Origin of the sequence: Pseudomonas sp. NGC7 (genome assembly GCF_047159675.1) — a bacterium.
Classification (GTDB): Bacteria; Pseudomonadota; Gammaproteobacteria; order Pseudomonadales; family Pseudomonadaceae; genus Aquipseudomonas; species Aquipseudomonas kermanshahensis.
Genome location: NZ_BAAFZY010000001.1, coordinates 6,260,378 through 6,286,426 on the forward strand (window position 1 = coordinate 6,260,378; position 26,049 = coordinate 6,286,426).

Below are 26,049 nucleotides of genomic sequence, written 5' to 3' on the forward strand. Positions count from 1 at the left end.
CTTCTCCTCCTGGCTAAATTGACTGGCCATCGTCCTGGATATCTTCTTCAGCTTCCGCTGCGTCCGTGGCGTCAGCGTCATTCAAGGGTGGCGAAGTCGGCTTTTCCGGGTCATTGATGAAGGGGACATCGCTTGGCCCCTTCTCTTCGGTGCCCTCGGTCTTCGGTTGCATGGCTAAACCTCCAAGCAAATGGATCGGGTGTCCATCACTAAGCGCCTTCAGAAGGCCTCGAGAATTGCCCGACATCAATAGGTTGAGGAACGAACTCAGGGCCTTGGCCAGCCACCCGCCATTTCACTTGGGCAATGCCGTATCGCTCGGCTACGGGACGGCTAACCAGCTTGATTTTCTGCTGACTGAATCGGGGGATGATGCCGACACCGGCATCGCAACTGGCCCAATGCCAGGCGACGGCGTTGCCCATTTTTTCCAAACGAATGATGAATGTTCGGTGCTCACCGTGCAGTTCGTAGTCGACCACGTATAGTTGCTGTCCAACCATGAGAATCCCTCCCTAGTTCATGCCTTATTGAGCAAGCTAGGCAAGAAATAATTCCATCGGAATGGCAGGTGGTAAGGCATTCTATGAATGCAGGTGGACGTCTGCGCTACCCGTATAAGGCTCCACACCCTCCTGCGCAGTTTTTGTCTGCAGACATGTGCCGCCTGTTGGAAAAGGGAGATCGATGGCTCTGCATGCCAACGCCTGCACTACATATACATACAGCTCGACGTTTAAGCTGGCCTGGTCAATGCTCCCGGCCAGCTTCATGATGACGGCCTATTAGCCGAAGGATCTCCGGGGATGGAGCTAACAATGAAGATCGTGGTTCTGCTGTTTGTTGTCGCCGCACCCACTCTAGCGGTGCTGCTTTGGCTGAATCCTGATCTGCCTAGCAGTGCTACGCAAATCGCCACCTTGCTAGGTGCCGTGGCTCTGGCCAGCACGGCGGTGAGCCCAATATTCAAGCAAGAGAGAAAGCAAAGCTTTTACACGTTGACGCTATTCCGCGACAACACGCTTGGTGCCTTCATGGTCGGCCCAATGTTCCACCCATACTGGGAAAGCATAGGTCACCTGTTTAACGGCCTTGAGTCTAAAAGCTCTGTGTTCGGCCCAGCTCTTGTCGTTGAAAAGCAGCAAATTCCTGACTTCCTGCAATACGCGATCATGATGCAACTATTTAGCACGTTGAAAGGGCAATGGGACGGCGAGACCGTGAGGCTGGCCGAGGTTTACGGGCGCAACTCTGCCGGGAGACTCATTTTAGGCACCGACAGCCCATTCGATACGCTGAATGCTTCGATGGTACGCTCGGCGCTAAACAACAACCCTTTTGGACGGCTAATCCCAGACGGAGAGATTCAGGTTCCCAAAGGCACGACCCTGACTGCGAGAAACGTGGGTGAAGACAGGGTAATCGAGTTGAACCAATGGGTTCAAGATCACAATTGGTGTGGTTGGTTGGTCTGCAGGGACATTGAACATGCCGCTCTGGGGAGTCATCGATCCACCTATTGACGAGCCACTGCGCTACGAGCTTCAGCAGTACAACATCGTTGTCATGGCCGAAACGCCTAAGCTCCGACGCTATTTGGCTGGGGTCGACTCGTACTGGAAGTGGTTTGATAACATCAAGGACGCATACGTCGACATCGACTGGAAGAGTATTGATGCAGCCATGATTGATCAAAGCCGGCGGAGAGAGTATCCGGACGTTCTCGGCGAATTCCGAAAACGCCATGCACCTCCACCGCAGGCCGATGGTGAATGAACTCAGGGCGCCCCCGGAGGCACTCAGGGCCGAGCGCCACCAGAGCGACTAGCTTACTCAGCAACCAGCATTGTTAAGACGACCGTTGCGAGTCATTGACCTGCTGGGCCTGGCCTTCGACGATGTGGCCCAATGATTGCTCTACAGTGTTCGACTGGGACGGCACCGGCTGGGTTGGTGCATGGCTCTGCTCTTCTGGCTTGTGCTCTCCATCATTCATCGCGTTACGAAACCCTTTGATCGATTCGCCAAGGTCGCCCCCAAAGTTTTTTAGCTTCTTGGTGCCAAAGACCAAGATCACCACAGCTAGCAGTACGATCCAGTGTTTCCAGTCAAAAATACCCATGATGATATCCTTCAAATCGGAACAATCGGGCCGATGGCTATCAAGCACCTGATCGCTCGGAAAAAGCTGAGAATGCGCTCCAGCCTCTCCGACACGACCTTTGGATGTTGAGCCAGCGGGGCAAGCATGCTCCAGTGTTGTGGTTACTGGAGGGCTTGAGTATCTCTTCGTCAACTACCATCCCGAAAATCTAGGATGGGCTCGTGACTCCATCCCAATGAATCAAATTTGGCCGAGCAACCTGCCCCCGTAGGCGCCTGAATACCAAAGCCAACCTTTAATGGACGCTGCTCAAGCCCTGGGATGGACAGCCACCTCAGGAAGCGCCAGTACAACCCATCCACGGAGAAATGCATGGCTAGGGAGTGTCCATCGCAATGCATCCGAAGCCAAACGCTGCTGCCCTCGATCGATGGGCCGTCAGCATCATCCGAGGTTCCTCGGGTGACCACACTCACAACGGTAGGATCACCCGCACCTGATAACTCGAAGGCAAGCTTTGCCCAATTGTCATCGTCGACCTGGACGAAAATCGCCCCAGCATCAAACGCGGAGTTGAAGCCCACCGACACCTTCGTGGACAACGTGAATACCTGATCGTGAACCTCGCGGTAAGTTGAGATAACGTTGGTTCGCTTGATCTCACCCGCTGGATGATGGAACCAATCAGTTCCAGCTGCTGCTCTGAGGGTCAACTCCTCTCCAACAAGCTGTGCCTGTCCGTTGGACTCACCACGCAGTAAAAAATCGTCGAAGCGCATATTCACTCCTAGAGCCAGTCAGAAATCAGATACTCGATTGATATCCCGCTACACCTTGAAGTGAGCTACCAACAGAAGTTGTTCCCCGGCGAGCGTGTCGAGTTGCTCTGCGGTTGCTGCAGCGTTTGTCGCCTGATCGGTGAGCGTTTCTGTAACGGATTTGATTGCTGCAACATTCCGATTCACCTCCTCTGCCACCGCACTTTGCTCTTCAGCAGCGCTGGCGATCTGAAGGTTCATTTCTGTGATCGTGGAAATGGACTGGCCAATACGGAGCAGCGCATCTTCCGCTGAGGCGAATTCACTGGCGCTCGCCTGCGCTTTGGTTCGGCTTCCGTGCATGCTCATAACCACAGCGTGTATCCCGTCCTGGATCTGTTCGACAACCAGGCGAATTTCAGCCACCGAGTTCTGCGTGCGCTGAGCCAACCCTCTTACCTCGTCAGCAACCACGGCAAAACCTCGCCCACTTTCACCGGCCCGAGCTGCCTCAATCGCCGCATTAAGGGCCAAGAGATTGGTCTGCTCCGCAATGGATTTGATCACCTCCAAAACGCTGCCGATCTGCTCACTATTGGCCGCCAGTCTTTCCACCTGGTCGACAGTGCGGCTTACCTCACCGGAAAGCTCATGCACAGTGTTCGTGCTTTTTTTGACAAGTAGTAAGCCGGCCTGGGTCGATTGGTCAGCAGTTACTGCCGCCGCCGCCGCTGCCGAGGCACTACGAGCAACCTCATGAGCTGTCATGCTCATCTCATTAGAGGCAGTAGCGACCTGATCAATCTCGCGGAACTGAACTTGTACACCCTCACTGGTCTGGCGAGCCACTGCTGCAGTCTGGTTCGCGCCCGAACGCGATTGGGTAATGCTGTCCTTGACAGAGTAAATGACCGGCTGAAGCTTATCTAGGAACTTGTTGAAGCTGGATACCAATGCCCCCAACTCGTCGACACGTTCGTATGTCAGACGACTTTGCAAATCACCGTCCCCTTCCGATATTTCGCGAAGCGTGAGAGCGACCTGGTTGATAGGGCGAATGAGGCTCTGAGCCATCAGCCAAATCAACGTCAGTCCTACCAGTGCTGCCAGTACGGCTACCCCCATAGCCAGATAGAGGGCCTGCTCTTGACGCTCACTAAGCTGTTTAGACAACGCCTTGGCATCAGCTAGCAAAACGTCGCGGGGCAAATCAATCACTACTCCCCAGGCAGCGACTCCTGGGACAGGGTCAAATGGAAAAATGGCGTGCACATCGCCCTCGTCCTCAAAGACGGACGATTTGTTGGCTCTAAGCGCCGCTATGACCTGGCTGCTTCGGTCACCTAGAACCGATGTGATGGATTGCCCAACAGCGTTCGGATTCTTTCCATTTGCCGCATAGATGCCCGAGGCCGAAATGATCGAGATTTTCGCAGCGCCACCGAAAAGCTCGGCTTGGGATTCTTCAACCTTAGATTGGAGAGTGGTGATTGGCACATCAATGCCGGACACCCCGATCACCTTTCCTTGATCGAGGATAGGAATCGAGAACGCGGTGAGAAGAACAGGTCGCCCCTGCAAATCAACGTCTTGGTACGGGTCTTTCAAACATGTTTTGGAACCATCCTTGCTGCACAGGTACCAGCTGCTGAATAGCTCGCCATTCGCTCCAATTGTGTTGCGTTGAAAATCTGCTGTAGGTATGGGGTATGCCAGCTTCGAGCTGCCCATCAAATTCCAATAAACCGCAAATCTGCCTTGATCGTTGCTCCCATGATCAGCACGATTAATAAAGCGGTGATCTTGGCCGTCCAAGGCATTCGGCTCAAAAGCCACCCAAATTTGCTGTGTATCGGTCTGCCGAGCATAAGCGGCCTGTACTGATCGACCTATGTCATCTCGAAGCTCCTCCGCAGGCCTTTGACGCTCAGTCGAAACAGCTTTGAGCGCCATCACTTGACTGGTAAGCGTTTCTACAGCGGACGCCTTATCCGCAAAGGCAGCCTGGAATGCCCGAGCTTGCTCGCCGGCACGGGCGACAAGAAGTGAAGACACTGTCCTTTGCAGTATTGCCTCGCTAGCTGATGCGACATCCTTGTTACTTTCAATCGATTGTTGAACATTCAAGACTACAACTGAAGCAATGACAGCTAACAAGCACAGACCAGCAAGCAATACAATCTTCGAACGAATTGAAATCGTCACGATATCCCCCAGGAAATCTGGCAGAGCACTTTAAGAAAAACGTGAGTACATTGAAGAGCTGGATTAAAAATCCATCCTCATCTCTCTATCAATCAGAGGCTCTAAAGAATCCACTAGCGCATGCGCAGCAGAAAAAATTGATTGAACATCGCCATGCTGGCTAATCAAGAACAACCGAATCAGCCGTTCCAAATCCGCAGGTCGAGCCGCCAGCGACAGCGCATGTTCCATTAACTGCTTCTCACCTGGGTGGTACTCTTCATTGATCGCAAAAAGTATATCTATGTAGCTAGAGAGAAAATGAGAGCAATACTTAAACACCGCCAGCGTGTCACCTTTGCGATAGGAGGCCTCAGCCTTGTTGAGCCATGAGTTTTGACCGGTACGCAAGAGAAGATAATTTTTATGAAGAACTGCATATTTCAAAGGTACTGGGTACCCATAGCCGTTCATCCGGCTATCACGCAAAGCAGAAAACCAACCTGCTCTGTCATAGATGGGTATGGATTTTACCAGTTCATGCAGAAGGCAGGTCGAATAGCCAGCTTGCACCCGATGATACTTCACCACTTTATCGATGGAGTAAGAAAACCACAGCGGACAGCGTCGCACAATATCTACATGAGCACCTAGCGAGGGTGCTAGCCATCGCTCGCTACCATCATTGTAATCTTGCTGATTATGCCCGGTTACCTGAGCGCCCGCACGGGCGCTCAGCAAGGTGCTTTCTGAATTTGACCTCGTGGGCTCAGCACAATAAACGAACACGTCCATATCTGCATAAACATCGGACAGACTAGAAGCACCGACAGTGATCGCAAAGGTATTCGGGTTGAACATATAGAGGGACGCAACCTCGGACAACACCCGCGCGCGATCACTTCCGAAAGTCTTCTTCATCAAGTCCAGGTTCATATTTTTTCCAAGACGTTATAGCCGATCCGGATCTTAATCTTTATCAGCTTAGTCGGTGGTTCACATGCAGTGGTCGCCTCCATAAAGAAGACGACCACTGAACGGCGGCAATCAATACACTATTGGCTCAAGCTTGGCGGCGTATCATGTCTGCCAGTTTTTCGCCGATCATGATGCATACTGAGTTAGGATTTCCCGAGACCAAGGTGGGCATGATTGATGCGTCAGCTACACGTAGGCGCTCAATGCCGTGGACTTTAAGGTCTGGCGCCACCACAGCATGAGCGTCAGTCCCCATGCGGCAGGTACCCGACGGGTGAAGCGCCGCATGTGCAATTTCCTCACAGAATCGGGCAATTTCTTCGCTGGTCTTCACCTGTGGTGCAGGTACATGACGCTTGGCGATATAGGGCTTGAATGCTGGCTGCTCCATGATCGCATCGGCAACTTTGAAGCCTTCAACCAGCGCATCCAGATCGTATGGATCGACAAAATAGTTCGGCACGATTTTCGGTGGCTGACTTACAGAGCTTCCGGTGAGCTCAACATAGCCTCGGGATTTAGGTCGGATCTGGCCGAAGTTGATGGTGCAGCCATTTCCACCAGGCACAGAATCAACCCCCTCTTCGATTCCTGCCCCCACGACCATGAAATATTGGATATCAGGCGTTTCTTCCTCCTCCTGCCCCCACCAGAACGCACCCGCCTCGATAAGGTTGGAAGCAGCCGGGCCATTACGGAAAAGCCCGTATTGCAATCCAGCGGCGGCTTTCCAGAAGGGCTTCTTGTACTTGTCATAGCTGTGAGGGCCAGTCAACTCGTACACCATCGAGATTTCTATGTGATCTTGAAGGTTTTGCCCTACTCCCGGCAGATCCTGGATTACCGACACTCCATGCTGCTTCAAGTGCTCTGCAGGGCCAACGCCAGAAACCATCAACAACTGCGGGGTAGCAATCGCTCCCGCGCTGAGGATGATTTCCTTATTTGCAAACAGCTCCTTACGTACACCCTTCTCGACGTAAACGACGCCTTTGGCCACTTTGCCATCGAACAGGATCCTCTCAACCCTGCATCCAGTACGCACAGCCAGGTTCTTGCGTCCTCGTGCGGGGCGGATATAGGCAGCAGCGGCACTGCTACGGATCCCATTTTTGGAAGTGATCTGGTAAAAGCCACACCCTTCAGGTCTCCCGCTATTGAAATCAGGATTGTAAGGCAAACCGTATTCTTGGCATGCCTGTAACCAAATCCTGGACAACGGATGGATATGCGGTGGGAAAGAAACGCCGAGAGGCCCGCCAACACTGTGCACCTCGTTACTGAACGTGTCGTTATCCTCTGCCTTTTTGAAATACGGCAACACATCTTTGTAAGACCACCCCGTGGCGCCCATCGACTCCCAGCCATCGTAGTCCTGTGGAACACCACGGATGTAGATCATGGCGTTCACCGAGCTGCCACCACCTAGTACCTTGGCTTGCACCATTGTAGGTGCTTCAGTTCGGGACTGGGCCTCAGTTGGCTCCCAATTGTAGCGTTTGAGCAAATCGCCCTGAGCTGTCTTGTAATAGGCACCGGGGATATGGATGTACGGGCTTAAATCTCGCGGCCCTTCTTCGAACAAAACGACCGTGTTCGAGCTATCTTCACTGAGCCGACCGGCGACTGTGCAGCCGGTAGAGCCACCGCCAATAACAATATAGTCAACCATACTTAATTCCAATACCGCTTAACCATTAACAAGATTGTTGAGGAGCTTGAAGTGGTCTTGAGCGACCTTGAAACTGTCTCCCTGGTGCTGCTTCAGGCAGAACAACTCGCAACTCCACCAGCCTTGATATCCAGTCGACTTCACCGCATCCGCCCACTCTCTAAGATTGAGCACGCCTTCCCCAGTTGGGACATCGCGAAGAATGTCCTCATTTGGAATACCTCCCTCAAACTGCAAAGAGTCGCAAACGTGCACTCCATACAGATAGTCTTTGCTCATCTTGCTGATGTGCTCTGGCGTATCACCTGACGTATAGCAGTGCCAAAAATCAATCACCATTTTCACGTTCGAACGATCGGCCCTGTCGATTAACTCTACTTGATGCGACAGGCCTGTCATGGGCGTCCAGGCCAACGCTTCAAGATATAGTGTCAGGTTGAATTGCAAGGCCAAATCAGCTAAGCGGCGTAGATTATGGGCAGTAATCTTTTTTTGGTCTTCCAGGGTATGATCCAGTAGACCGCTATAGAAGCGTGGCTCTTTACCTTCCTTATGATCAATTACGGCTTGAACATTGATTGGCCCAGTCAGGACTTGAACCCCTTTCGCACCCGCAGCAGAAGCCAACGCAAAAAGCGCTTCAGCCTCGTTCATGAGCTCAGACTCAAAGCAGCCATTGCGCTCAATATCTCGCAGGTAGCCAATACCTGGCACAGACACCCCATTCAATAACGCTTTCAAGTCCTGTGCCTGATACCCTGCTTCAAAATATTTTTTAAGCTTGATTCCAGACATTTCAATAGCAGAAAACCCAGCGGACTTTGCAAGACTCACATCAAGTGCAACGGTGCCGTGGCGAGCGACTGTGCAATGAAAGGCCAACTCATGTATTGACATTATTATATCCCCTACCAGGCCGGCGCTCGGGCCGCCCATTCCGGCGTAATTGTTTTTATTTAAACCTGACCCACTTCTTCTCTGTACTGGACTCGTAACATAGATGCGAAAGCTCTACCCCCCTCGCCCCTTGAGCAAGGTCAGGAACTGGAACGGAGGTCGCGTTGCTCCACGATGACCCGCAGCTGATAGCATCAGCGAAATCTTGATAGAGGTTGGCAAGAGCCTCTAGGTACCCTTCACTGCACCCAGCAGGCAGACTGGAGAAGAAAAGCGCTTCAGCGTTATCCGATTGCCCACGCCGCAACAGCAGCTCCGCACCATCCACTGGCTTAAGGTGCAAAATTTCAGGCTGCTCTTGAGACCACTCAAGACTTGCCTTGCTGCCGATAACCTTGAACCGCAATCCGTTTCGGTGACCTGGGGCTGCGAAGCTGACCCACATCAAACCTTCCAACCCGGAGTCGAATTCAAACTGGGCGACACAGCTGTCATCCATCTTCCAGCCAGGCACTTTCGTTGAGAGCTTTGCGCTGAGCTCAACGCACTGCTGTCCGGTCAGAAATTCCATCATGTTGAAAGCGTGGGTGCCGATATCACCCACCACGCTGCTGATTCCCGCTTTATCTGGTTCTCCACGCCAAGCCAAGCTACCACTGAGTTTCTCAACGCCTGGCGCCAACCACTCCAAGAGGTATTCAACATAGATGAAACGGACATCACCTAAATCACCGCGATTGATTCGCTGGCGCGCCTCGCGAACCATCGGGTAACCTTGGTAGGTATAAGTCACCCCAAAGAACGTATTTTTTTCCTTTGCAAGCTGGATGAGCTCGTTTGCCTGAGAAGTTTCGTTGACAAGAGGCTTATCACAGATCACTGGGATACCAGCCGTAAGAAAGGCATGGCAGGCTTCAAAATGGAGATGGTTAGGAGTGACGATCACCACTGCATCTATTCCATCCAAATGCGCAGCCTCTTCCCTCGCCATTTCTTCCACGCAGTCATAAACCCGCGAGAGATCAACGCCGAGAGCTGAAGCAGCTGCCTGGGATTTATCTATATTGGACGAGAAGACGCCAGCTACCAATTCATAACGATTGGACAAGCGCATTGAGGCACGGTGGAGAGACGCGAAGTACGCCCCCGCTCCGCCGCCCACCATTCCAACCTTCAATTTTTTTGCGCCAGGTATGTCTCTTGTTATATTTGGCATAAAGCCTCCGCACCGACGGTATCGAGTGAGCCGGCCACGAGTTAGTGCCAAGCTCGCCCAATGAGCAGCGCGCCGACCTCGTCCAGGCTTCCTTCAAACGAGTATCACGGTGCATTTCACCCCACTCAATTTCGCAAGCCTGCATGATTTGACGCAGGATGACGCACGTGCGCACTTGAGCAGGCTTCTCATTCCACACGACGCAAGGTGCTGGTATCTCGGCTTGGAAATGCGTCAATCTGCGTCATTTTTACATGTGATGCGAAATTGTTCGCGCCAGAAACCGGGTGAATACTCGGCTCATGAAAACAATAAGCCGAGCCTATCAAGAGCTAGGCGCACGCCGTGATACTCCTGTCATCTGTACAGTTGAGACACCCGTGCAACCTGGCAACCGCATCGAGCCAAACTACCAGCGCTGGCTCTCCAGCCATGCGACTCGCCTATTGGAAAGCCCGATAGTCGTCCTGACAGACGCTATCACCCCACCTAATTCTGCCGATTTAGTTTTTACAACCTCTGTCGCCGATCGCACTGGACTTCATGCTTCTGCGCGCGAAGTAAGTACGTCCGGCGCCTGCGTGATCTCAATTAATTTGAAAACAAACGCGAGTAGGGCATCGTATGAAGCACGAATTAGATAAGACTGGGCAATCCACTTCTCCAGCGAACCTCCTGAATGATGTGACGCTCAAGCGACGCTCGTTCTTACTGGGTACGGCTGCAGCGGCAGCTGGGGTATGTCTAAGCGCCTACATCCCCAACAGTTTTGCTGCCGCTGGCCACCTAGAGATTTTGGGCTGGGAAGGTGAAACAGGTGACGTTGAGCTTGCTGACTGGCGGAAAAAACGAGATATCACGGTTCGCTCCGCCTACGCAGCCACGCAAGACGACATCACAGCGCGACTGGCAGGTAGCAATCCGGTTCAGCTTGATCTGACGATGTATGCCCTGGGATACGAAGCCATCTATCGTGACATGGGCATTCTCTCCCCGATCGATACCTCGAAGATCCCTAACTACAACCCGAACGATACGCTCCCCCTCTTCTACAAAGGCGAGCGCTGGTTCTGGGATGGACAGCAATGGGGCATCCCTCTGCTGTGGGGCATGAACACCATTGTCTACAACACCGCCAAGGTAGAGAAACCGACTCGCTACAGTGACTTGTTAAACCCCAAGCTCAAGGGGAAGTTGACCTTCGTAGACGACTCGCTGTCCACCTGGAGCCTGATTGCCATCATCGCCGGGTACGGTGATAAGTACCCTAACCTTACCCGCGCTGAGTTCAACGATGCCTTCGAAAAACTCCAACCTTACCGTGATCAATGCCGTGTGTTTGCCGCTTCCGTCGGAGACGCCGTGTCTCTGCTTGCGTCCGGTGAAGTAGATGCAGTCTTTTCCCTCTCAGCCCAAGGCGTCCTCGAAACCAAGAAACGTGGGGTTGAAGCAGCGCTCTCCGTACCAGAAGAAGGTGCTGCCATTTGGTGCGATGCTTTGTTCCTCCCTAAAACGGCTAAGGATGTGCCTCTGGCTCTGGAGTATGTGAATAAGATGCTAGAGCCTGAGGTTCAGGCTGCCATGGCATGGTCTATGTTCTCTGGCGTCACCAACACCAAAGCAATCCCTCACCTGAGGCCGGAGTTAAAACAGCTTTTTGATTATGAGAATCTGAGTGCTGTTTTCGAAAAATCCAAGCTGTATGGCGTACCCCCATTGAATTCGGAAAAATACGTCACGTATTCAGAATGGGTCGACCAATGGACTTCCTTCAAAGGTTCGTTCTGAGTCCATACAAAAGCTAGGGCGCAAAGCCCTAGCCTTTCCTGCCGAGAGCAACGGAGGAAAAAGCAGCGCAATACTTTTATGCGTGGCTGTACTTCAAGAGTCGCGAGTATTCCAACACTTGGTGCAATGGGCCGGTATCATGAACGTCATAAATAAAAGCAACGTAGCGCCAGGAAGCAAGGATGTTTCCGATTCGGCACCCAAAGGAAACACTGACAAAAAGCGTTTTACACCATTCCTTCTTGCTGGGGCGCCTTTCACATTTCTTCTGATTTTCTTTGTTATACCTGCGATCCTACTGCTAATTTCGAGCTTTTGGCTCTCAAAATCATTCACAATGATACCCGCCGCGACCATTGCCAACTATGCAAGAGCATTAGGCGCCAGTGGCTTCTACGATTCTTTGTGGATATCAATGCAGAATGGCTTCTGGACTGCCTTATTATCTACGGTTCTGAGTGCGCCGGTCGCGTACTACATCGCGTACAAGACTCGATCAAATACAATTCTCTATCTAGCACTCGTATCTTGGTTCTCCAGCTATCTTGTGAGAGTGTACGCTTGGCGAACGATCCTAGGATCTACAGGCGTCATCAACAGTACGTTAATGCAATGGGGTCTGATCGACACGCCTATTGAGTGGATTGTTTTCAACAAATTCGCGGTCGTAATCACCTTGGTTCACATCATGCTGCCCTTCACCTTGCTGTTATTGGTGTCGGGTCTTCGAGATGTCAAGAAAGACTATCTTGAGGCCTGCGCCGACCTGGGTGGAAGCGGGTATGTGGCACTTAGAAAAGTCATTATCCCAATGGCACACAAAAGCATAGTGAGCTCATTTATGTTCACATTTGTGCTAGCAGCTGCAGACTACGTCACTCCTCAACTGCTTGGTGGTAGAGATGCCATGACCACGGGCTTGCTCATCGCTAACCAATTCCGCACGGTTGGTAATTGGCCACTGGGAGCAGCAATGGCGTACATATTGTTACTGGTCTTCATGATGGTGTATGGCGCGTTGCTTTTATTTCTCCGCACCGTAAACCTGGCTCCCGGCAAGCGGTATCACGACTGACAGGCGAGTGCGTAAGCACGGAGAATAAAATGACACGTCTATTTACTTACTTTTATATGCTGTTCTTGTACGCGCCTATCGGCCTGATCGTACTATTCAGCTTCCACTCTTCGCCATCACTCTCTCTACCATTTGAGGGTGTCTCTCTTCGCTGGTATGAAGCCATATTCAATAGCTACGACTTCAGAACATCGCTTTACAACAGCTTGATCGTAGCAGGTGCTTCCGCAGTGGTAACCACCATATTGGGAACACTATCAGCGCTCGCCCTGATGCGAATGAAAGGAAGAGCGAAGTCGACATTCGCATTTCTTAACTTTGCCCCTATTGCAATGCCTGGCCTTTTCCTTGGGATTGCGTTGGTCATTCTGTTCTCGCTGATCAACCTGCCTCGATCGCTAGTGACCATCACGATTGGCCACACGCTTTTCACCCTCCCGTTCTTCGTGGAGTCCGTGCGATCGCGACTGGAGTATTTCGACCTGTCCTTTGAGGAGGCGGCACGCGACCTCGGCGCCTCGCCAATCAAGGCATTCTGGCTGGTCACGCTTCCAATTATTGGCCCTACCATTGCCGGCGCTGCCATTTTGACTGTAGCTCTATCCCTTGACGAATTCTTAATCACTGTCTTTGTAACGGGTACCGATACCACTCTTCCTCTGCTGATCCTGTCCATGATTCGACGTGCCGTTGACCCAAGCATCAATGCCGCCTCGGTAATTATGCTGGGCATGACCATCGGAATAATTGGTGTAGCTGGTTTGGTAATGACGATGCGCCGTCGCCGCATTGAACTCGAACGCAACGGAGAATAATCATGTCTGCAAACAGCATCGAATTAACCGGAATCTCCAAGGCGTACGGCAACTTGACTGCCTTAGGAAAGCTGGATCTTAACGTTAAGAAAAACGAAATTCTGACGCTTCTCGGCCCTAGCGGCTGCGGTAAAACCACGCTGATGAGAATCATCGCCGGTTTCGAAACACCCACTACTGGAAAAGTTTTGATCGACGGCAAAGACGCTACCAAGCTCCCACCCGAGCAACGTCCAGTGAACATGGTATTTCAGAAATATGCCTTGTTCCCCCATTTGGACGTCTTCGATAACGTCGCCTTTGGGCTCCGCCTAAAACGCACGCCCAAGGACGTCATCAAATCTGAGGTTTCCAGGGTATTGGATCTGGTGCAGTTGAGTACCTATAAAAACCGCTGGATTTCTGAACTGAGTGGTGGTCAGGCCCAACGTGTTGCCTTAGCCCGCGCCCTGGTGAATCGGCCTGCAGTGCTGCTGCTTGACGAACCGCTGGCCGCACTTGATCTCAAAATTCGTCACCATATGCTCAACGAAATCAAGCGCATCCACGAGGAATCTTCGACCACCTTTGTTTACGTCACTCACGACCAAGATGAGGCAATGATTCTGTCTGATCGTGTCGTACTACTGAATAAAGGTGGAATTGAACAGATTGGCGATCCCGAAGAAATGTACTGGGCGCCCAAGACCCTGTTCGCAGCCAAGTTCTTCGGGGACACTAACATCGTGGACGGCATGTATGAAGGCTCAGGTTCAGCCGGCCTGGTTAAACTGCCGTTCGGTAAATACGCCCACGCGCCTAAAGTCAGCCTTACAAACGGCCCGGTGAATGTGTCCATTCGCCCCGAGACCATTTCAATCTCTGCCGCACAAGGGGCGCCACAGGAGGGTGCCTTCGTCGGCACCGTCAACGACACTTCCTTTATCGGCAACAGAGTCATCTATCGGGTCAAGGTGAGCGACAGCACTGTAGAGCTCAAATGCCAGCAGCTTCCGACACCTGGTAGCCACACCATGCCTCCTGGAACGATGGTCATGCTGACCTGCAAGCCGGAGAGTTTTGTGGTCGTGGCGGCCTGATAGCACGCCGGGGAGATCCCCCGGCATCTACGATGCACTAGATTAAAGGGGCAACAGCGTGGCTCATTTTATCGTGGTAGGCGGCGGCTCCGCTGGCTGTGTAGTTGCAGCACGGCTGAGCGAGAATCCAAACGTCTCGGTGGTTCTTTTGGAGGAGGGCCCACGCGACATCAACCCATACATCCACTTGCCGGTTGGTTTCTACAAGACAAGCCAAGGCAATCTGGTCGAACACTATCCGTGGCAGCCTGCACCTGATTATACAGGGCCTGCAAACCCCACAATGGTGCAAGCCCGCGTCCTCGGCGGTGGTGGCTCGGTCAATGCGATGGTCTACCTTAGAGGGCAGCCTGCAGATTACGATGCATGGGCGGACTCAGGGGCTTCTGGTTGGGCGTACAAAGACGTCTTGCCATTTTTCCTCAAGCATGAGGCCAATGATCGATTCAAGAACGCCTTTCACAACGATACCGGCCCTGTTGGCGTGACTGATCAGCGTTATACACACCCATTGGCGAGGCTTTGGGTGCAGGCCTGCCAGGAAGCAGGCCTCCCCTTCAACCCCGATTTTAACTCCGGGACACAGGACGGCTGCGGCTTTTATCAGATCAATGCCCGTGACGGACGTCGCTCCAGCACCTCAGTTGCATACCTCAAAACGGCACGAAAGCGGCCCAATTTAGAAATCAAAACCGAAGCTAAAGTACTTCGCATCCTGATCGAAAAAGGTCGCGCTATCGGCGTGAAATATGTTCAAAATAGAAAAGTTGAAACAGCCTACGCGGAGAGCGAAGTAATTGTATCGGCAGGCGCTATAAATTCCCCTAAGCTGTTGATGCTATCCGGCATAGGCGCAGCGAGCCACTTGGAAACGCAAAATATCAAGCCAGTGATCGACCTACCAGGCGTAGGTCAAAACCTACAAGATCATATAGAAGTTTCAATCATCAATGAGCTGAATACCTCACTGAGCTACGACAAATATAAAAAACCTTATTGGAAGGCATTGGCCGGCCTACAGTACTTGCTGTTCAAAAACGGGCCGGCCAGCTCGAACATCGTTGAAGGCGGTGCTTTCTGGCGATCATCGCTGGCCGAAGGTCGCGCCGATGCTCAGTATTGCTTCATGGCCGGGGCTGGCGTGGAGGCCGGCGTCGACTCTGTTCCAGGTGGGAGCGGGTGCACGCTCAACGTCTGCCAAACCCGCCCTCGATCCGTAGGCACGGTGTCCTTGCTAAGCAGCGATCCTGCAGAGAAGCCGCGGATTCAGCCCAACTACCTGGCAGCCCCATACGATGTCGAGTGTATGGCAGAAGCTGTGGAGTACGGTCGCCACATCATGTCACAAGCTGCAATAGCGCGCCTGATCCGGCGGGAGTTTTTACCTTCTGTCCCCTTGCACACCAGAGAGGACTACAGAGCGTTCGTGAAAGCGAACGCTCATGGGGCACTTCATCCAGTCGGTACATGCAAGATGGGTAGCGACAAAATGGCTGTGGTCGACAGTCAACTACGCGTACATGGTCTGGAGGGCCTGAGAGTGATTGACAACTCAGTAGCACCCAACCTTTGCTCAAGCAACACGAACGCCATGGCGATCATGATTGGCGAGAAAGGTTCACATCACATCCTCAGCCCCTCATAAACCGCCGAAGTGGGAAGCAGGATCTCTGCCACAGGGAGGTATGTGGTCATTTACCTTGAAGCGGCTAAGAAATGTGAATAGACTACCTCCCTGTTCCGATATAGATTAAGACGCCATGCATAATCAAGAAAATTTTCAAGAAAACCTGAAAATGTTGTGCGAGCAAGTAGGCACCGTTTCAGAAATGTGCAGGCGCGTCGGAATAAATCGTCAACAGTTTAACAAGTATCTCGCAGGAACCCATCAACCGTCAAAGACGAACCTGAAGGCAATTGCTGGCTTTTTTGGATTGAGTATTGATGTCCTTTACTCAAACCCTAACGACTTCCGCTCCATGATCGAGGGTGGGCACTTTCATCTGTTCAGAAACCTCATCCAGTCTCCCAAGATGCTCATGTTCATCAACGAGCTTTTGCAGGAGGACGATTCTGATCTGGGGGAAATTTGTGGCGTTTATGAACGCTATCATTACTCGTCAATTTATAAGGGCAAGATAGTTCGCTCTATTTTTTGCATCTATGAGCGCAACGGCATACTCATGCATTGCTACATTGAACGTTTCCCCAATCAGGATGGCAGCGGCAAAATCGACTACCATTTCAAATACCACGGCCTGAGCTTCATCATATCCAACCGTATATTTTGTATTGATTTCGAAACCATTCAAAGAAACGAGATTACTTTTACTAACCTCGCCGCCGTCAGCAGAAACGCCAAAAAGTATATCTTTGGGGTTTCAAGCGGAATTGCGGCAACGATGGTTCGCCAACCTGTCGCGGCTAAAGTTGCCATGAATTATGTGTCCAAAGGCTTTATTAAGAAAGAACACATTCGGAGAGCCACCGTCCTCTCCCCTGACGACGCCTCAATTCCTAAAGAGGTTGTTGACTACCTAGGAGCGGGGACATCCTCGATTGATCCTGTCTAGTAGAAATTGAAGCACATACCTCTAAAAGCGACCATCAGTCGCTTTTTCTGCGTCATGGGCACAGACCATATGCGTCACAGTGCGTCATCTGTCGTCATGTTGAGAAATTGTCCACGCCCCTGCCCGCCTGTATTTTTCCCCTAGCAGCTTAATCCAGAAGCGCTTGCCATCAGGAATCGGCCACGCACCGAGACTTGCGCGAGCATTATTATGCGCTGCTCAAAAATCCAAATAATCGTTAGCGCCCGATTGAGGTGATGTCATGGCAGAGTGGATCAAAAAAGCGAAACCTACTGAACAGCAGGCTAGCCGTAACGAACAAGTTAAAACCGACGTGTCCCGTATCTTGCTCGACATCGAGAAACGTGGTGACGCCGCTGTCCGTGAGCTTTCCGTCAAGTTTGACGGCTGGGATCGTAAAGATTATCGCCTGAGCGATGTAGAAGTAAAAGAATGTGTATCCAGACTCACCGAGCGCGAGTACAACGATATCCTGTTCGCTCAAGAACAAGTTCGCCGCTTCGCGGATGCCCAGCGTAAATCTCTGCTGGACGTGGAAATCGAAAGCATTCCTGGTGTCATCCTGGGCCACAAGCATATTCCAGTGAACGCTGCTGGCTGCTACGTGCCTGGCGGCAAATACCCACTGCTCGCGTCCGCCCACATGTCGATTGTGACCGCGAAGTCCGCAGGCGTGAAAAACATCACCACCGCTGCCCCTCCATTCCAAGGCAAGCCTGCTCCATACATCGTTGCAGCCCAAGCACTCGGCGGCGCTGATGCCATTTACAGCCTGGGCGGCATCCAAGCCGTTGCAGCGATGGCCATCGGCACCGAATCGATCAGCCCGGTGGACATCATCGTCGGCCCAGGCAACGCCTATGTTGCGGAAGCAAAACGCCAGCTCTTCGGTCGCGTAGGTATCGATCTGTTTGCAGGCCCGACCGAAACCCTGCTCATCACCGATGACTCGGTGGATGGCGAGCTTTGCGCCACTGACCTCCTCGGCCAGGCTGAGCATGGCCCAGACTCGCCAGCCGTGATGCTGACGACTTCGCGTGAGCTGGCCCTGGAGACTCTGAAGGAAATCGAGCGCCTGCTCGTAAAACTGCCGACCGAGAAGATTGCCCGCGAGGCTTGGGACAACTTTGGCGAGATCATCCTCTGCGAAAACTACGAAGAGATGGTCAAGTACTCCGACGACTATGCGTCCGAACACGTCCAGATCATGACTCACGATGACGACTACTTCGTCAAGAACCTGACCAACTACGGTGCTCTGTTCGTAGGCGCACGTACCAACGTATCCTACGGCGACAAAGTAATCGGTACCAACCACACCCTCCCAACCAACAAGGCCGCTCGTTACACCGGTGGCCTGTGGGTTGGCAAGTACATCAAAACCTGTACTTACCAGCGGATTATCACCGATGAAGCTTCTTCGCTCATTGGCGAATACTGCTCCCGCCTGTGCCTGATGGAAGGCTTTGTGGGCCACGCTGAGCAAGCCAACATCCGCGTTCGTCGCTACGGCAAGAAGGAAGTTGGTTACGGCGAGCCCGCGCTCTAATCGACGTCTAGAAGAAAGCCAGCACTAAGTGCTGGCTTTTTTTTGCCGCAATACAATACCTCAACGCTTTCGGGCAATCGCACCAGCGCTGACCATAACGAAAAGCAACAAGCAGCCAGTCAGGGTCAACGCCATGCTCAGCGAAGTCAGGTGAGCTACGAAACCGATAATCGCAGGCCCCATCAAGATGCCCAGATAACCAATGGCATTTACTGTCGACAGTGCCAAAGCGATTGGCATAGCGCCTTGCTTTCCTACTGCCGAGCAATAGACTGGCACAAGGTTAGCAATCCCCGCCCCCACCAAAACGAAGCCAGCGATCGTCGCTATCTGGTTATCGACCATCACAGAAATCAGCATGCCAAGCAGCGCAAGACAGCTGCCACCAACCAATACCACCCGCTCTGTCAGCTTCGGCACCAACCAGTCTCCAGACAGCCGACCAACCGCCATCGTGACCGAGAACAGCGCGTACCCAATTCCGGCGTGGTTGATGTCCATCCCTCTGACAGTGGTCAGGAATACAGCACTCCAATCCAACATCGACCCTTCCACTAGGAAGGCGATCAGACAGAGAAGCCCTACGATGAGCACAAATGGCGTGGGCCGAACGTACATAGACGAACCACTACCTTCACCATAGGGCAGCATGCGCCTACCAGCTGTGAGCAAGAGCAGAACCAAAAGGCCTGTGAGGACTGCTACCGACGCCCAAGGAGTAAGCCCACACCACAGCAGGCCCGATATGACTAGAGCACTGAATATGTTGCCGACACTAAATAAGCCGTGAAAACCCGACATCATGCTCCGGCCCAGGCCACGCTCGACCATCGACCCTTGCAGGTTCATGGTCACATCAGCTGTTCCCATAAATGCCCCAAAAGCCAATAAGAAGCAAACCAATGCGGTAAAGTTTGACACCGTGGAGAGAGCCAGCAAACACAGCATTGCCCCTACTACAGCAGTCCTCATTGCTGCACGGCAACCCACCTTGCTCACAAGCTTGGCTACAAAGGGCATCATGAGCATCGAGCCAGTCCCTAAGCACAGCAACAATAGCCCTAGCTGCCCATCACCAACCCCTGCACGTTCGCGAGCAAAAGGTACCAATGGGGCCCAGGCTCCCATACAGATGCCAGATAAAAAGAAAGCGACCCTACCGGCGAGCAGGTTACGCTGACTAATTGAAAAAGGTCTTGCAGCAAGATCATTCATAACTTAACCAACCGTAAAAAAAACGCCCATCCGAAGATGGGCAAGTAGGTGAGCCGACACAACAAGAGATTTTCAGCCAAGCGCCTTATCACGCCGCTGCAAAATGACGCCGATCACTATCAACGCCAAGGTGAGAATAGAGGAAACGATCAATTCAATTTGATGACCAGGCACAACGGCCATGAGCACCAAGAACGAAACGATTGCAGCGATCGTTACATAAGAGAGCGTAGGGAATAAAGGGAATCTTACTATCAGTGTCTTTCCTTCTGCGATCGCCCGTTTACGCAAGATTACCTGGCTAATAGCGATGACGAGGTACATCACCAACGCAATAGTACCGATTGTAGCGATCAGCGGAACGAGTACAGTATGAGGTAGTGTGTAATTCGCAACCAACAGAATCAACGCGCCGGCGCTTGCATAGAAGATGGATACCTTCGGTACACCGTTAGCGGTGGTCTCAGCCCAGGAGCGAGGAGCATCACGCCTTACAGCCAACGAGTACCCCATGCGCGAGGCCGTGAAAATTGCAGAATTGAGAGTACTGGCGACCCCAACCAGGATCACGGCTTGGATAATGGTCGCCGCCCCAGGGATGCCCATCACCGCCAACGCTGATTGGAACGAACCAACCTGCAGCTCAGGAGAATTCCATGCGACCAGGCTTACGATTACGAAGATGGAGCCAAAGTAGAAAATCAGCATGCGCCATACCACTGATTTGATCGCTCGGCGGATGTTGCCGCGGGGGTCTTCAGATTCGGCAGCAGCAATGGTCACGATCTCCATGCCGGTAAAGCTAAACAGTGCGAGCACCAGTGCCGACGCGATCCCGGGCATGCCTGTTGGAGCAAATCCGCCATCCTGCCAAAGGTGACCTACCCCACTGGACGCGCTACCAGGAAGCATGCCAGAGAGGGCCAAGATCCCCAGTGCGATGAACGCGAGAATCGTGACAACCTTGATAAGCGAGAACCAGTACTCATGCGTACCGAAGTTCTTAACGCTCATAATATTTGTAAGCGTCAGTCCGATGATAAGAGCCACGCCAACGGCCATCGAGGGAACTCCGAGCCAGTTGCCCAGGATGTCCGAGGCTACGATGGCTTCAAGAGGTATAACCAGAACGTAGAACCACCAGTACAACCAGCCGATTGAGAAACCAGCCCAACGGCCCATGGCCTGTTGAGCATAGGTCGAGAATGAACCGGTGTCCGGATTGGCTGTGGCCAGTTCGGCCAACATCCCCATTACGAGCACGACAAGTATTGCCGCGATACCAAACGACACCAGCACTGCAGGCCCCGCCGCACTGATGGCGCTTGCCGACCCAACGAAGAACCCAGCCCCGATCACACCACCGATCGAGATCATGGTGATCTGGCGGCTACTAAGGCCCTTTGATAACGCTCCATGCGGAGCAACCGTCTTGGCAGAAGGCAAATCTAGTTGATAGTCCACGCTGATGCCCCATCAGCCCCCCCTCTTGCTTGCTGGCTTCATGCGATTTTGCACCAGTACGCGAGAGCGGCGGGTTGCACAAATTATTGTTTGAGACCGCTGTGCTGCAGCGGCAGAGTAATTTGCGCAACTTAAAGGGCTCAATTTCTCATCATGACAAAAACTGACGCAACGTGACGCACTTACACGCTAGCTTGAAGCATCTAAGCTTTCCCTGGCTTCCCGGTTGAGCTTCGAATCACCAGAGACGTTTCGAAAATTTTGACCTTCGGGTCGATCGGCTCACGCGACTCAAGCTCTTCCAGCAGCAGCCTGGCCGCCCATTCACCTTTCTCGATCAGCGGCTGGCGAATGGTCGTGAGTTCTCGAATGCCAGCTTCAGGGATGTCGTCGAACCCGATCACTGAAAGCTGCTCAGGCACTGAGATCCCCATCTCCTTCGCCTGCGACAACGACGCCAGAGCCATCACGTCAGAGCTCGCAACAATTGCGGAAACTCCCTGCTCAAGAAGAGTCGATGCGGCCTCGCGCCCCAGCGCATCGGTGAAGCCGCCGGCCTCAACAATCACTAAGTCTTCAAAGCCAATCCCATGTTTTTGGGCAGCATCAACATAGGCTCTCAAACGCTCTCTCACGATCATCTCAGTGGACGCCTTGAACCGTGAATGACTCACGACCCCTTTCTTGCCATCAGGCAAAAGCCGCTCAACCAGGACGCCGATTTTTTGGTGACCCAATCCGATGATGTGCTCCATCTGATCCATGGCCGCTTGACGGTCATCGATGCCCACGTAATGGACGCCGTCCAGCTTCGGCGAATCGATCACCACAGCAGGGATATTTCGTTTGATGATGAACTGAACAATGGAGTGATCATCTGGCAGCGTTGAGATGATCAGTCCATCAACGAGCCCTCGAACCGCGAGGTTGGAGTCGCCATCGACATCTCCCTCTAACTTCTTACTCCGCATGGGGAACAGAGTCAGCGCCACGTTAGAAAGCTCGTTGACTTTCGTAATGCCTTTGAGAAGGGACATTGCCCAGGGGTCGTCAAAGGCATAAGACAGCTGATCCATCACGACCAAGCCGATCGCACCCACCCGACCAGAGCGCAGACTTCTGCCTCGAACGTTGGGCCCCGGATATCCAAGACTCGCGGCGACCGAGAGAATGTGTTCGCGTTGACTCGCCGACACCTTGCTCGATCCGCTGTAGGCGTAAGAGACAGCGGGCTGAGACACACCCGCAGCCTTGGCCACATCTTTCATAGACACCATCAAAAATCTGCCTTTTTTCTACTTGTCTTTGGGATCACCTGCAGCCTTGCTGCCACCCCATCGTTATCGTGCCGCTAAGCATACCGGCTCACCCGTGCGGACAATAACCATTTCCAGAATCCACCTAGCTTATCGTCCAACCGCCTAGCCTATCGACCAGAAATTTTAACGCGCTTGGCGAAGATCACTACCCTGCCGGCCACCACTGCCGGACACCTCTAAAATCAGTGTGCTAGACGCACCCGAGCCTCCTATAGCCGGTTGACAACCGGTGTGGCTTTTTGTCGCTACAGGGTATTGACAAGAGACATCCGCGTGTTACCTTGTGCACATAGGTTATACGTATCACCAGTAATAACCACCCTAACAAGAAAAGAGGCCGCTTATGTCTAGCGCCCAAAGGTCGAGCGATAACGCTCACCGATGTCATCAAGCGAGATGCCTGCCGTCTATTTATCTACGACGTGCCTCTCAGCTCTCTTCAGATTCACTGCCCACAAAGTCCAAGTTACGTCCGAGCGACGGAGCACTCGTGCCAACGCTCGAACTAGATCAGCTGTATGAACGGCTAAGGAATGCCTTCGCCTGGAGTTTACTCGCGCAGTGATATCGTCATTAGTTCGGCATTCATGCTGAGCATTAACTGCCAGCTCGGCTCTAAGGCTATGGATATAGACCCGTAAACTACTCTCCGCTAACCAAGCGGCGGTGCTTTGCGGCCTTAATAAAGGTAGGAACCGACCTAGTTAACTGGCTCAGATGAGCAACCTGTCGAAGTTATTTCGACGGCTTTAATTCGTCAAAAAATAAATATTGGAGGTTTAACCGTGACCCGTGTTCTCTATCTTTATGGCGGCTGGCCTGGGCACTACCCTTATGAAATCGCGGGCTGGGCGCGCGAGCTCTTCAAGGAACTGGACTTCGACGTCGAGGAATCCACTGACATCTTCACTCTTGATCGTGACTTGAAAGGCTACGACCTGATTGTCATCGGCTGGAACAATGCTGTCACCACTGAAACCCTCACCGCGTCTCAGGAGAAACATCTCTCCGATGCGATCGAGAGCGGTGTAGGCCTTGTCGGCTGGCACGGTGCAGGCGCGGCCTTCCGAGCCAGCTTGAAATACCACTTCATCCTGGGTGGTTCGTTCCTGGAACATCCAGCTGGCGAAGGGTATCCGCACCCATACATGGTCAATTTCATCGACCGCGATCATGAAGTCACCCAAGGTGTTGAGGACTTCGAGGTTCGCTCCGAGCAGTACTACATGCAGGTCGACCCGAACATCCATGTCCTCGCTGAAACCACGTTTGATGGAAACCCTATGCCATGGCTGAAGGGTAACCGCAGCCCGGTCGCCTGGGTTCGCAACTGGGGCGAAGGCCGGGTCTTCTACCACTCGGTTGGCCACGACACGAGCAATCTCGCAGACCCAAATATTCGCCGGCTCACCAAACAAGGTTTGGTCTGGGCCGCACGTAAGTAAGTACCTGACCGGTAAACAGAAGTCTTCAGTAGTGCCCACTCGGCACCTCTGAACGTTTAGTGAACCCTCCAATGAGGAGCGATGTATCATGCCGAAGTTAACTGCGAGCCAAGTGGTCGCACAAACATTGAAAAACTATGGAGTCGAGTATGTCGCCGGTATCCCCGGTCACGGCATCTGGACTTTGATGGATGCCTTCATGGAGGAGGAATCCAAGCTCAAGTTCATCCAGGTTTTCCACGAACAAAGCGCCGTTCACTTGGCTGATGGCTACTACCGTGTCGCCGGCAAACCGATGGTTGCAGTGACTTCCATCGGTGCCGGGGCGACCAACACTGTTATCGGTATGGCCACAGCGTATACCGACTCTACCAGCTGCATGCTGATCACCGGTGGCCCACCCACTCACATGCGTGGCCACGGCCTGCTGCAAGAACTGGAGCGTTACACCGACAACGACTTCCCGAAAGTCGCTGAAGCAGTCACCAAGCGCCACTGGGTCGCAACTCGCACCGAAGAAATGCCGTTCATCATGCACCGCGCCTTCAGCTCGATGTTGACTGGACGCCCGGGCCCAGTTCACATCGAAATGCCTATGGATGTACAGGCAGAAGCGGCAGAAGTAACTCTGCACGATCTGCAGGAGCGCATCCCAGTCGGTAAGGTCTACCCTGACCCTCAGGCGATCAAGCGCGCTGCTGAAGTGCTGCGTGAAGCCAAAAGACCAATGATCGTCATCGGCGGCGGCGTTATCACTGCTGAAGCTTTCAACGAAGTCGTGGCACTCGCCGAGACCTGGAAGATTCCAGTTGTAACCACCTGGAATGGCAAAGGCGGCTTCCCAGAAGACCACGCTCTGTTCGCTGGCAGCGTGGGTCAGACTGGCACCATGTGCGGCAACACCATGGCGTCCACCGCCGACGTAATCGTTGCGGTAGGCTGCCGTTTCACTGACTGGTCGTCGTCGAGCTATGCCCAAGGCGTTACCTTCTCGATTCCACCGGGCCGCCTGATCCACATTGACATCGATCCGCACGAAATCGGTAAAAACTACCCGGTCGCTGTCGGTATCGTCTCGGACGCCAAATACGCCCTCGCTCACATCGTTGAAGAGCTCAAGAACGATACCGTTGACCGTACCGAATATCTTGAAGATCTGAAGAAGAATCAGGATCTGTGGGAAACCAAGCTGGCCACCCGCCGTGATTCGGATCGCTTCCCCTTCACTTCCCAACGCCCCCTGGGTGCACTGCGCAAGATCTTCCCGCGCGACACCATCGTGGTTGTGGGCTCCGGTAACGCTCAAGGCGCGGTCAAGCAGACCTTCCCAGTCTACACCCCCCGCACCCACATCACTTCCGGCGGTTTCTCTTCGATGGGCTGGGCAGTACCTGCAGCCATCGGTGCCAAGCTGGCTGCTCCAAATCAACCCGTGGTTTGCATCTTGGGTGATGGCGACTTCCTGATGAACCCGCAGGAAATCGCTGTATGCGTGACCAACAACATCCCAGTGGTGTTCCTGATCCAGAACAACGCCGGCTACATGTCGATCCGTGGTGGTCAGCGTAAGCAGACCAGCCGTCACCTCGGTAGCGAGTTCAACCTGCCAAATGGCGAGCCGTACTCTCCAGACTACGCAGCGCTGGGCAAATCGTTCGGCATCAAATCGTTCTGCGTCAACAGCAACGAGGAGCTGGAGCCAATCCTTCAGCAGGCCCTCGAAGCGAACGAGCCAGTGCTGATCGAAGTCCCGACCGACCGCGACGCTGCCGGCCCGTGGGTACCAGGCTGGTGGGACTTCCCCGTTCCTGAGTACATCACTGACGAACGTCAGGATGAGTACTGGGAACTGCGCAACAAAGAACAGCACCTGTAACGAAAATTGAGGCATGCAGGA

Annotated in this window: 23 protein-coding genes; 11 read left to right on the forward strand and 12 right to left on the reverse strand. The window is 52.9% G+C overall.

What is annotated here, in order from left to right; translation table 11 throughout:
* Positions 1-13: 13 nt before the first annotated feature.
* Complete coding sequence (locus ACMCNM_RS28055) at positions 14-172, reverse strand: hypothetical protein (protein ID WP_197899431.1); 159 nt, start codon at positions 170-172, stop codon at positions 14-16.
* 37 nt (positions 173-209) lie between these two features.
* A complete protein-coding gene (locus ACMCNM_RS28060) occupies positions 210-503 on the reverse strand; it encodes a DUF6555 family protein (protein WP_412765829.1) in 294 nt (97 codons plus the stop codon).
* 315 nt (positions 504-818) lie between these two features.
* Here ACMCNM_RS28060 and ACMCNM_RS28065 point away from each other — a divergent pair, with 315 nt between their 5' ends.
* Both ACMCNM_RS28065 and ACMCNM_RS28070 read left to right on the forward strand, forming a co-directional pair.
* Entirely contained in the window at positions 819-1,523 is a 705-nt protein-coding gene (locus ACMCNM_RS28065; protein WP_412765830.1) for a hypothetical protein, read from the forward strand.
* Positions 1,489-1,776, forward strand: coding sequence for a hypothetical protein (locus ACMCNM_RS28070; protein ID WP_412765831.1), 288 nt, complete (start codon positions 1,489-1,491; stop codon positions 1,774-1,776). The genes ACMCNM_RS28065 and ACMCNM_RS28070 overlap by 35 nt, the downstream gene beginning before the upstream one ends.
* Positions 1,777-1,849: 73 nt before the next feature.
* Here the strand turns inward: ACMCNM_RS28070 and ACMCNM_RS28075 are convergent, their stop codons facing one another.
* From ACMCNM_RS28075 to ACMCNM_RS28105, 7 genes are all read right to left on the reverse strand, one after another.
* Positions 1,850-2,122, reverse strand: coding sequence for a twin-arginine translocase TatA/TatE family subunit (locus ACMCNM_RS28075; RefSeq protein WP_412765832.1), 273 nt, complete (start codon positions 2,120-2,122; stop codon positions 1,850-1,852).
* A gap of 170 nt (positions 2,123-2,292) precedes the next feature.
* On the reverse strand, positions 2,293-2,883 hold the full coding sequence (locus ACMCNM_RS28080) for a DUF1349 domain-containing protein (protein ID WP_412765833.1): 591 nt from the start codon (positions 2,881-2,883) through the stop codon (positions 2,293-2,295).
* Positions 2,884-2,931: 48 nt separating this feature from the next.
* Complete coding sequence (locus ACMCNM_RS28085) at positions 2,932-5,067, reverse strand: methyl-accepting chemotaxis protein (protein WP_412765834.1); 2,136 nt, start codon at positions 5,065-5,067, stop codon at positions 2,932-2,934.
* A gap of 63 nt (positions 5,068-5,130) precedes the next feature.
* Positions 5,131-5,982 (reverse strand): hypothetical protein, encoded by an 852-nt coding sequence (locus ACMCNM_RS28090; RefSeq protein ID WP_412765835.1) that lies wholly within the window; start codon positions 5,980-5,982, stop codon positions 5,131-5,133.
* 127 nt (positions 5,983-6,109) lie between these two features.
* Positions 6,110-7,696 carry a GMC family oxidoreductase gene (locus tag ACMCNM_RS28095; protein ID WP_412765836.1) on the reverse strand — a complete coding sequence of 529 codons (1,587 nt, stop codon included), beginning with the start codon at positions 7,694-7,696 and terminating at the stop codon, positions 6,110-6,112.
* Positions 7,697-7,714: 18 nt separating this feature from the next.
* Positions 7,715-8,593 (reverse strand): sugar phosphate isomerase/epimerase family protein, encoded by an 879-nt coding sequence (locus ACMCNM_RS28100; protein WP_412765837.1) that lies wholly within the window; start codon positions 8,591-8,593, stop codon positions 7,715-7,717.
* A 55-nt stretch (positions 8,594-8,648) separates the two neighbouring features.
* On the reverse strand, positions 8,649-9,809 hold the full coding sequence (locus tag ACMCNM_RS28105; RefSeq protein ID WP_412765838.1) for a Gfo/Idh/MocA family protein: 1,161 nt from the start codon (positions 9,807-9,809) through the stop codon (positions 8,649-8,651).
* A gap of 624 nt (positions 9,810-10,433) precedes the next feature.
* Here ACMCNM_RS28105 and ACMCNM_RS28110 point away from each other — a divergent pair.
* The 7 genes from ACMCNM_RS28110 (at position 10,434) to hisD (ending at position 18,709) form a co-directional block, all read left to right on the forward strand.
* Positions 10,434-11,597 (forward strand): ABC transporter substrate-binding protein, encoded by a 1,164-nt coding sequence (locus ACMCNM_RS28110; RefSeq protein WP_412765839.1) that lies wholly within the window; start codon positions 10,434-10,436, stop codon positions 11,595-11,597.
* A 139-nt stretch (positions 11,598-11,736) separates the two neighbouring features.
* On the forward strand, positions 11,737-12,672 hold the full coding sequence (locus ACMCNM_RS28115) for an ABC transporter permease (RefSeq protein WP_412765840.1): 936 nt from the start codon (positions 11,737-11,739) through the stop codon (positions 12,670-12,672).
* A gap of 29 nt (positions 12,673-12,701) precedes the next feature.
* On the forward strand, positions 12,702-13,487 hold the full coding sequence (locus tag ACMCNM_RS28120; RefSeq protein WP_412765841.1) for an ABC transporter permease: 786 nt from the start codon (positions 12,702-12,704) through the stop codon (positions 13,485-13,487).
* A gap of 2 nt (positions 13,488-13,489) precedes the next feature.
* On the forward strand, positions 13,490-14,566 hold the full coding sequence (locus ACMCNM_RS28125) for an ABC transporter ATP-binding protein (protein ID WP_412765842.1): 1,077 nt from the start codon (positions 13,490-13,492) through the stop codon (positions 14,564-14,566).
* A 58-nt stretch (positions 14,567-14,624) separates the two neighbouring features.
* On the forward strand, positions 14,625-16,211 hold the full coding sequence (locus ACMCNM_RS28130; protein WP_412765843.1) for a GMC family oxidoreductase: 1,587 nt from the start codon (positions 14,625-14,627) through the stop codon (positions 16,209-16,211).
* A 115-nt stretch (positions 16,212-16,326) separates the two neighbouring features.
* The gene (locus tag ACMCNM_RS28135; RefSeq protein ID WP_412765844.1) at positions 16,327-17,139 is read left to right on the forward strand and encodes a helix-turn-helix transcriptional regulator; all 813 of its coding nucleotides are present in this window, start codon (positions 16,327-16,329) and stop codon (positions 17,137-17,139) included.
* 262 nt (positions 17,140-17,401) lie between these two features.
* Positions 17,402-18,709 carry a histidinol dehydrogenase gene (gene hisD, locus ACMCNM_RS28140; RefSeq protein WP_412765845.1) on the forward strand — a complete coding sequence of 436 codons (1,308 nt, stop codon included), beginning with the start codon at positions 17,402-17,404 and terminating at the stop codon, positions 18,707-18,709.
* A 60-nt stretch (positions 18,710-18,769) separates the two neighbouring features.
* Here hisD and ACMCNM_RS28145 read toward each other — a convergent pair whose 3' ends face one another.
* The 3 genes from ACMCNM_RS28145 to ACMCNM_RS28155 all read right to left on the reverse strand — a co-directional run bounded on the left by ACMCNM_RS28145 (position 18,770) and on the right by ACMCNM_RS28155 (position 22,656).
* Positions 18,770-19,924: an MFS transporter gene (locus ACMCNM_RS28145; RefSeq protein ID WP_412765846.1), complete on the reverse strand. Its 1,155-nt coding sequence runs from the start codon at positions 19,922-19,924 to the stop codon at positions 18,770-18,772.
* A 72-nt stretch (positions 19,925-19,996) separates the two neighbouring features.
* Positions 19,997-21,388: an amino acid permease gene (locus tag ACMCNM_RS28150; protein WP_412765847.1), complete on the reverse strand. Its 1,392-nt coding sequence runs from the start codon at positions 21,386-21,388 to the stop codon at positions 19,997-19,999.
* 203 nt (positions 21,389-21,591) lie between these two features.
* A complete protein-coding gene (locus ACMCNM_RS28155; RefSeq protein ID WP_412765848.1) occupies positions 21,592-22,656 on the reverse strand; it encodes a LacI family DNA-binding transcriptional regulator in 1,065 nt (354 codons plus the stop codon).
* 836 nt (positions 22,657-23,492) lie between these two features.
* On the opposite strand from ACMCNM_RS28155, the gene ACMCNM_RS28160 reads away from it, so the two are divergent.
* Both ACMCNM_RS28160 and ACMCNM_RS28165 read left to right on the forward strand, forming a co-directional pair.
* The gene (locus tag ACMCNM_RS28160) at positions 23,493-24,152 is read left to right on the forward strand and encodes a ThuA domain-containing protein (protein WP_412765849.1); all 660 of its coding nucleotides are present in this window, start codon (positions 23,493-23,495) and stop codon (positions 24,150-24,152) included.
* 88 nt (positions 24,153-24,240) lie between these two features.
* Complete coding sequence (locus tag ACMCNM_RS28165; protein ID WP_412765850.1) at positions 24,241-26,028, forward strand: thiamine pyrophosphate-binding protein; 1,788 nt, start codon at positions 24,241-24,243, stop codon at positions 26,026-26,028.
* Positions 26,029-26,049 lie beyond the last annotated feature (21 nt).

Coding starts and splice junctions, on each gene's coding strand:
- ACMCNM_RS28055 (WP_197899431.1), bottom strand. CDS start 172: ATGCAACCGAAGACCGAGGGCACCGAAGAGAAGGGGCCAAGCGATGTC.
- ACMCNM_RS28060 (WP_412765829.1), bottom strand. CDS start 503: ATGGTTGGACAGCAACTATACGTGGTCGACTACGAACTGCACGGTGAG.
- ACMCNM_RS28065 (WP_412765830.1), top strand. CDS start 819: ATGAAGATCGTGGTTCTGCTGTTTGTTGTCGCCGCACCCACTCTAGCG.
- ACMCNM_RS28070 (WP_412765831.1), top strand. CDS start 1,489: ATGCCGCTCTGGGGAGTCATCGATCCACCTATTGACGAGCCACTGCGC.
- ACMCNM_RS28075 (WP_412765832.1), bottom strand. CDS start 2,122: ATGGGTATTTTTGACTGGAAACACTGGATCGTACTGCTAGCTGTGGTG.
- ACMCNM_RS28080 (WP_412765833.1), bottom strand. CDS start 2,883: ATGCGCTTCGACGATTTTTTACTGCGTGGTGAGTCCAACGGACAGGCA.
- ACMCNM_RS28090 (WP_412765835.1), bottom strand. CDS start 5,982: ATGAACCTGGACTTGATGAAGAAGACTTTCGGAAGTGATCGCGCGCGG.
- ACMCNM_RS28095 (WP_412765836.1), bottom strand. CDS start 7,696: ATGGTTGACTATATTGTTATTGGCGGTGGCTCTACCGGCTGCACAGTC.
- ACMCNM_RS28100 (WP_412765837.1), bottom strand. CDS start 8,593: ATGTCAATACATGAGTTGGCCTTTCATTGCACAGTCGCTCGCCACGGC.
- ACMCNM_RS28105 (WP_412765838.1), bottom strand. CDS start 9,809: ATGCCAAATATAACAAGAGACATACCTGGCGCAAAAAAATTGAAGGTT.
- ACMCNM_RS28110 (WP_412765839.1), top strand. CDS start 10,434: ATGAAGCACGAATTAGATAAGACTGGGCAATCCACTTCTCCAGCGAAC.
- ACMCNM_RS28115 (WP_412765840.1), top strand. CDS start 11,737: ATGAACGTCATAAATAAAAGCAACGTAGCGCCAGGAAGCAAGGATGTT.
- ACMCNM_RS28120 (WP_412765841.1), top strand. CDS start 12,702: ATGACACGTCTATTTACTTACTTTTATATGCTGTTCTTGTACGCGCCT.
- ACMCNM_RS28125 (WP_412765842.1), top strand. CDS start 13,490: ATGTCTGCAAACAGCATCGAATTAACCGGAATCTCCAAGGCGTACGGC.
- ACMCNM_RS28135 (WP_412765844.1), top strand. CDS start 16,327: ATGCATAATCAAGAAAATTTTCAAGAAAACCTGAAAATGTTGTGCGAG.
- hisD (WP_412765845.1), top strand. CDS start 17,402: ATGGCAGAGTGGATCAAAAAAGCGAAACCTACTGAACAGCAGGCTAGC.
- ACMCNM_RS28145 (WP_412765846.1), bottom strand. CDS start 19,924: ATGAATGATCTTGCTGCAAGACCTTTTTCAATTAGTCAGCGTAACCTG.
- ACMCNM_RS28155 (WP_412765848.1), bottom strand. CDS start 22,656: ATGAAAGATGTGGCCAAGGCTGCGGGTGTGTCTCAGCCCGCTGTCTCT.
- ACMCNM_RS28165 (WP_412765850.1), top strand. CDS start 24,241: ATGCCGAAGTTAACTGCGAGCCAAGTGGTCGCACAAACATTGAAAAAC.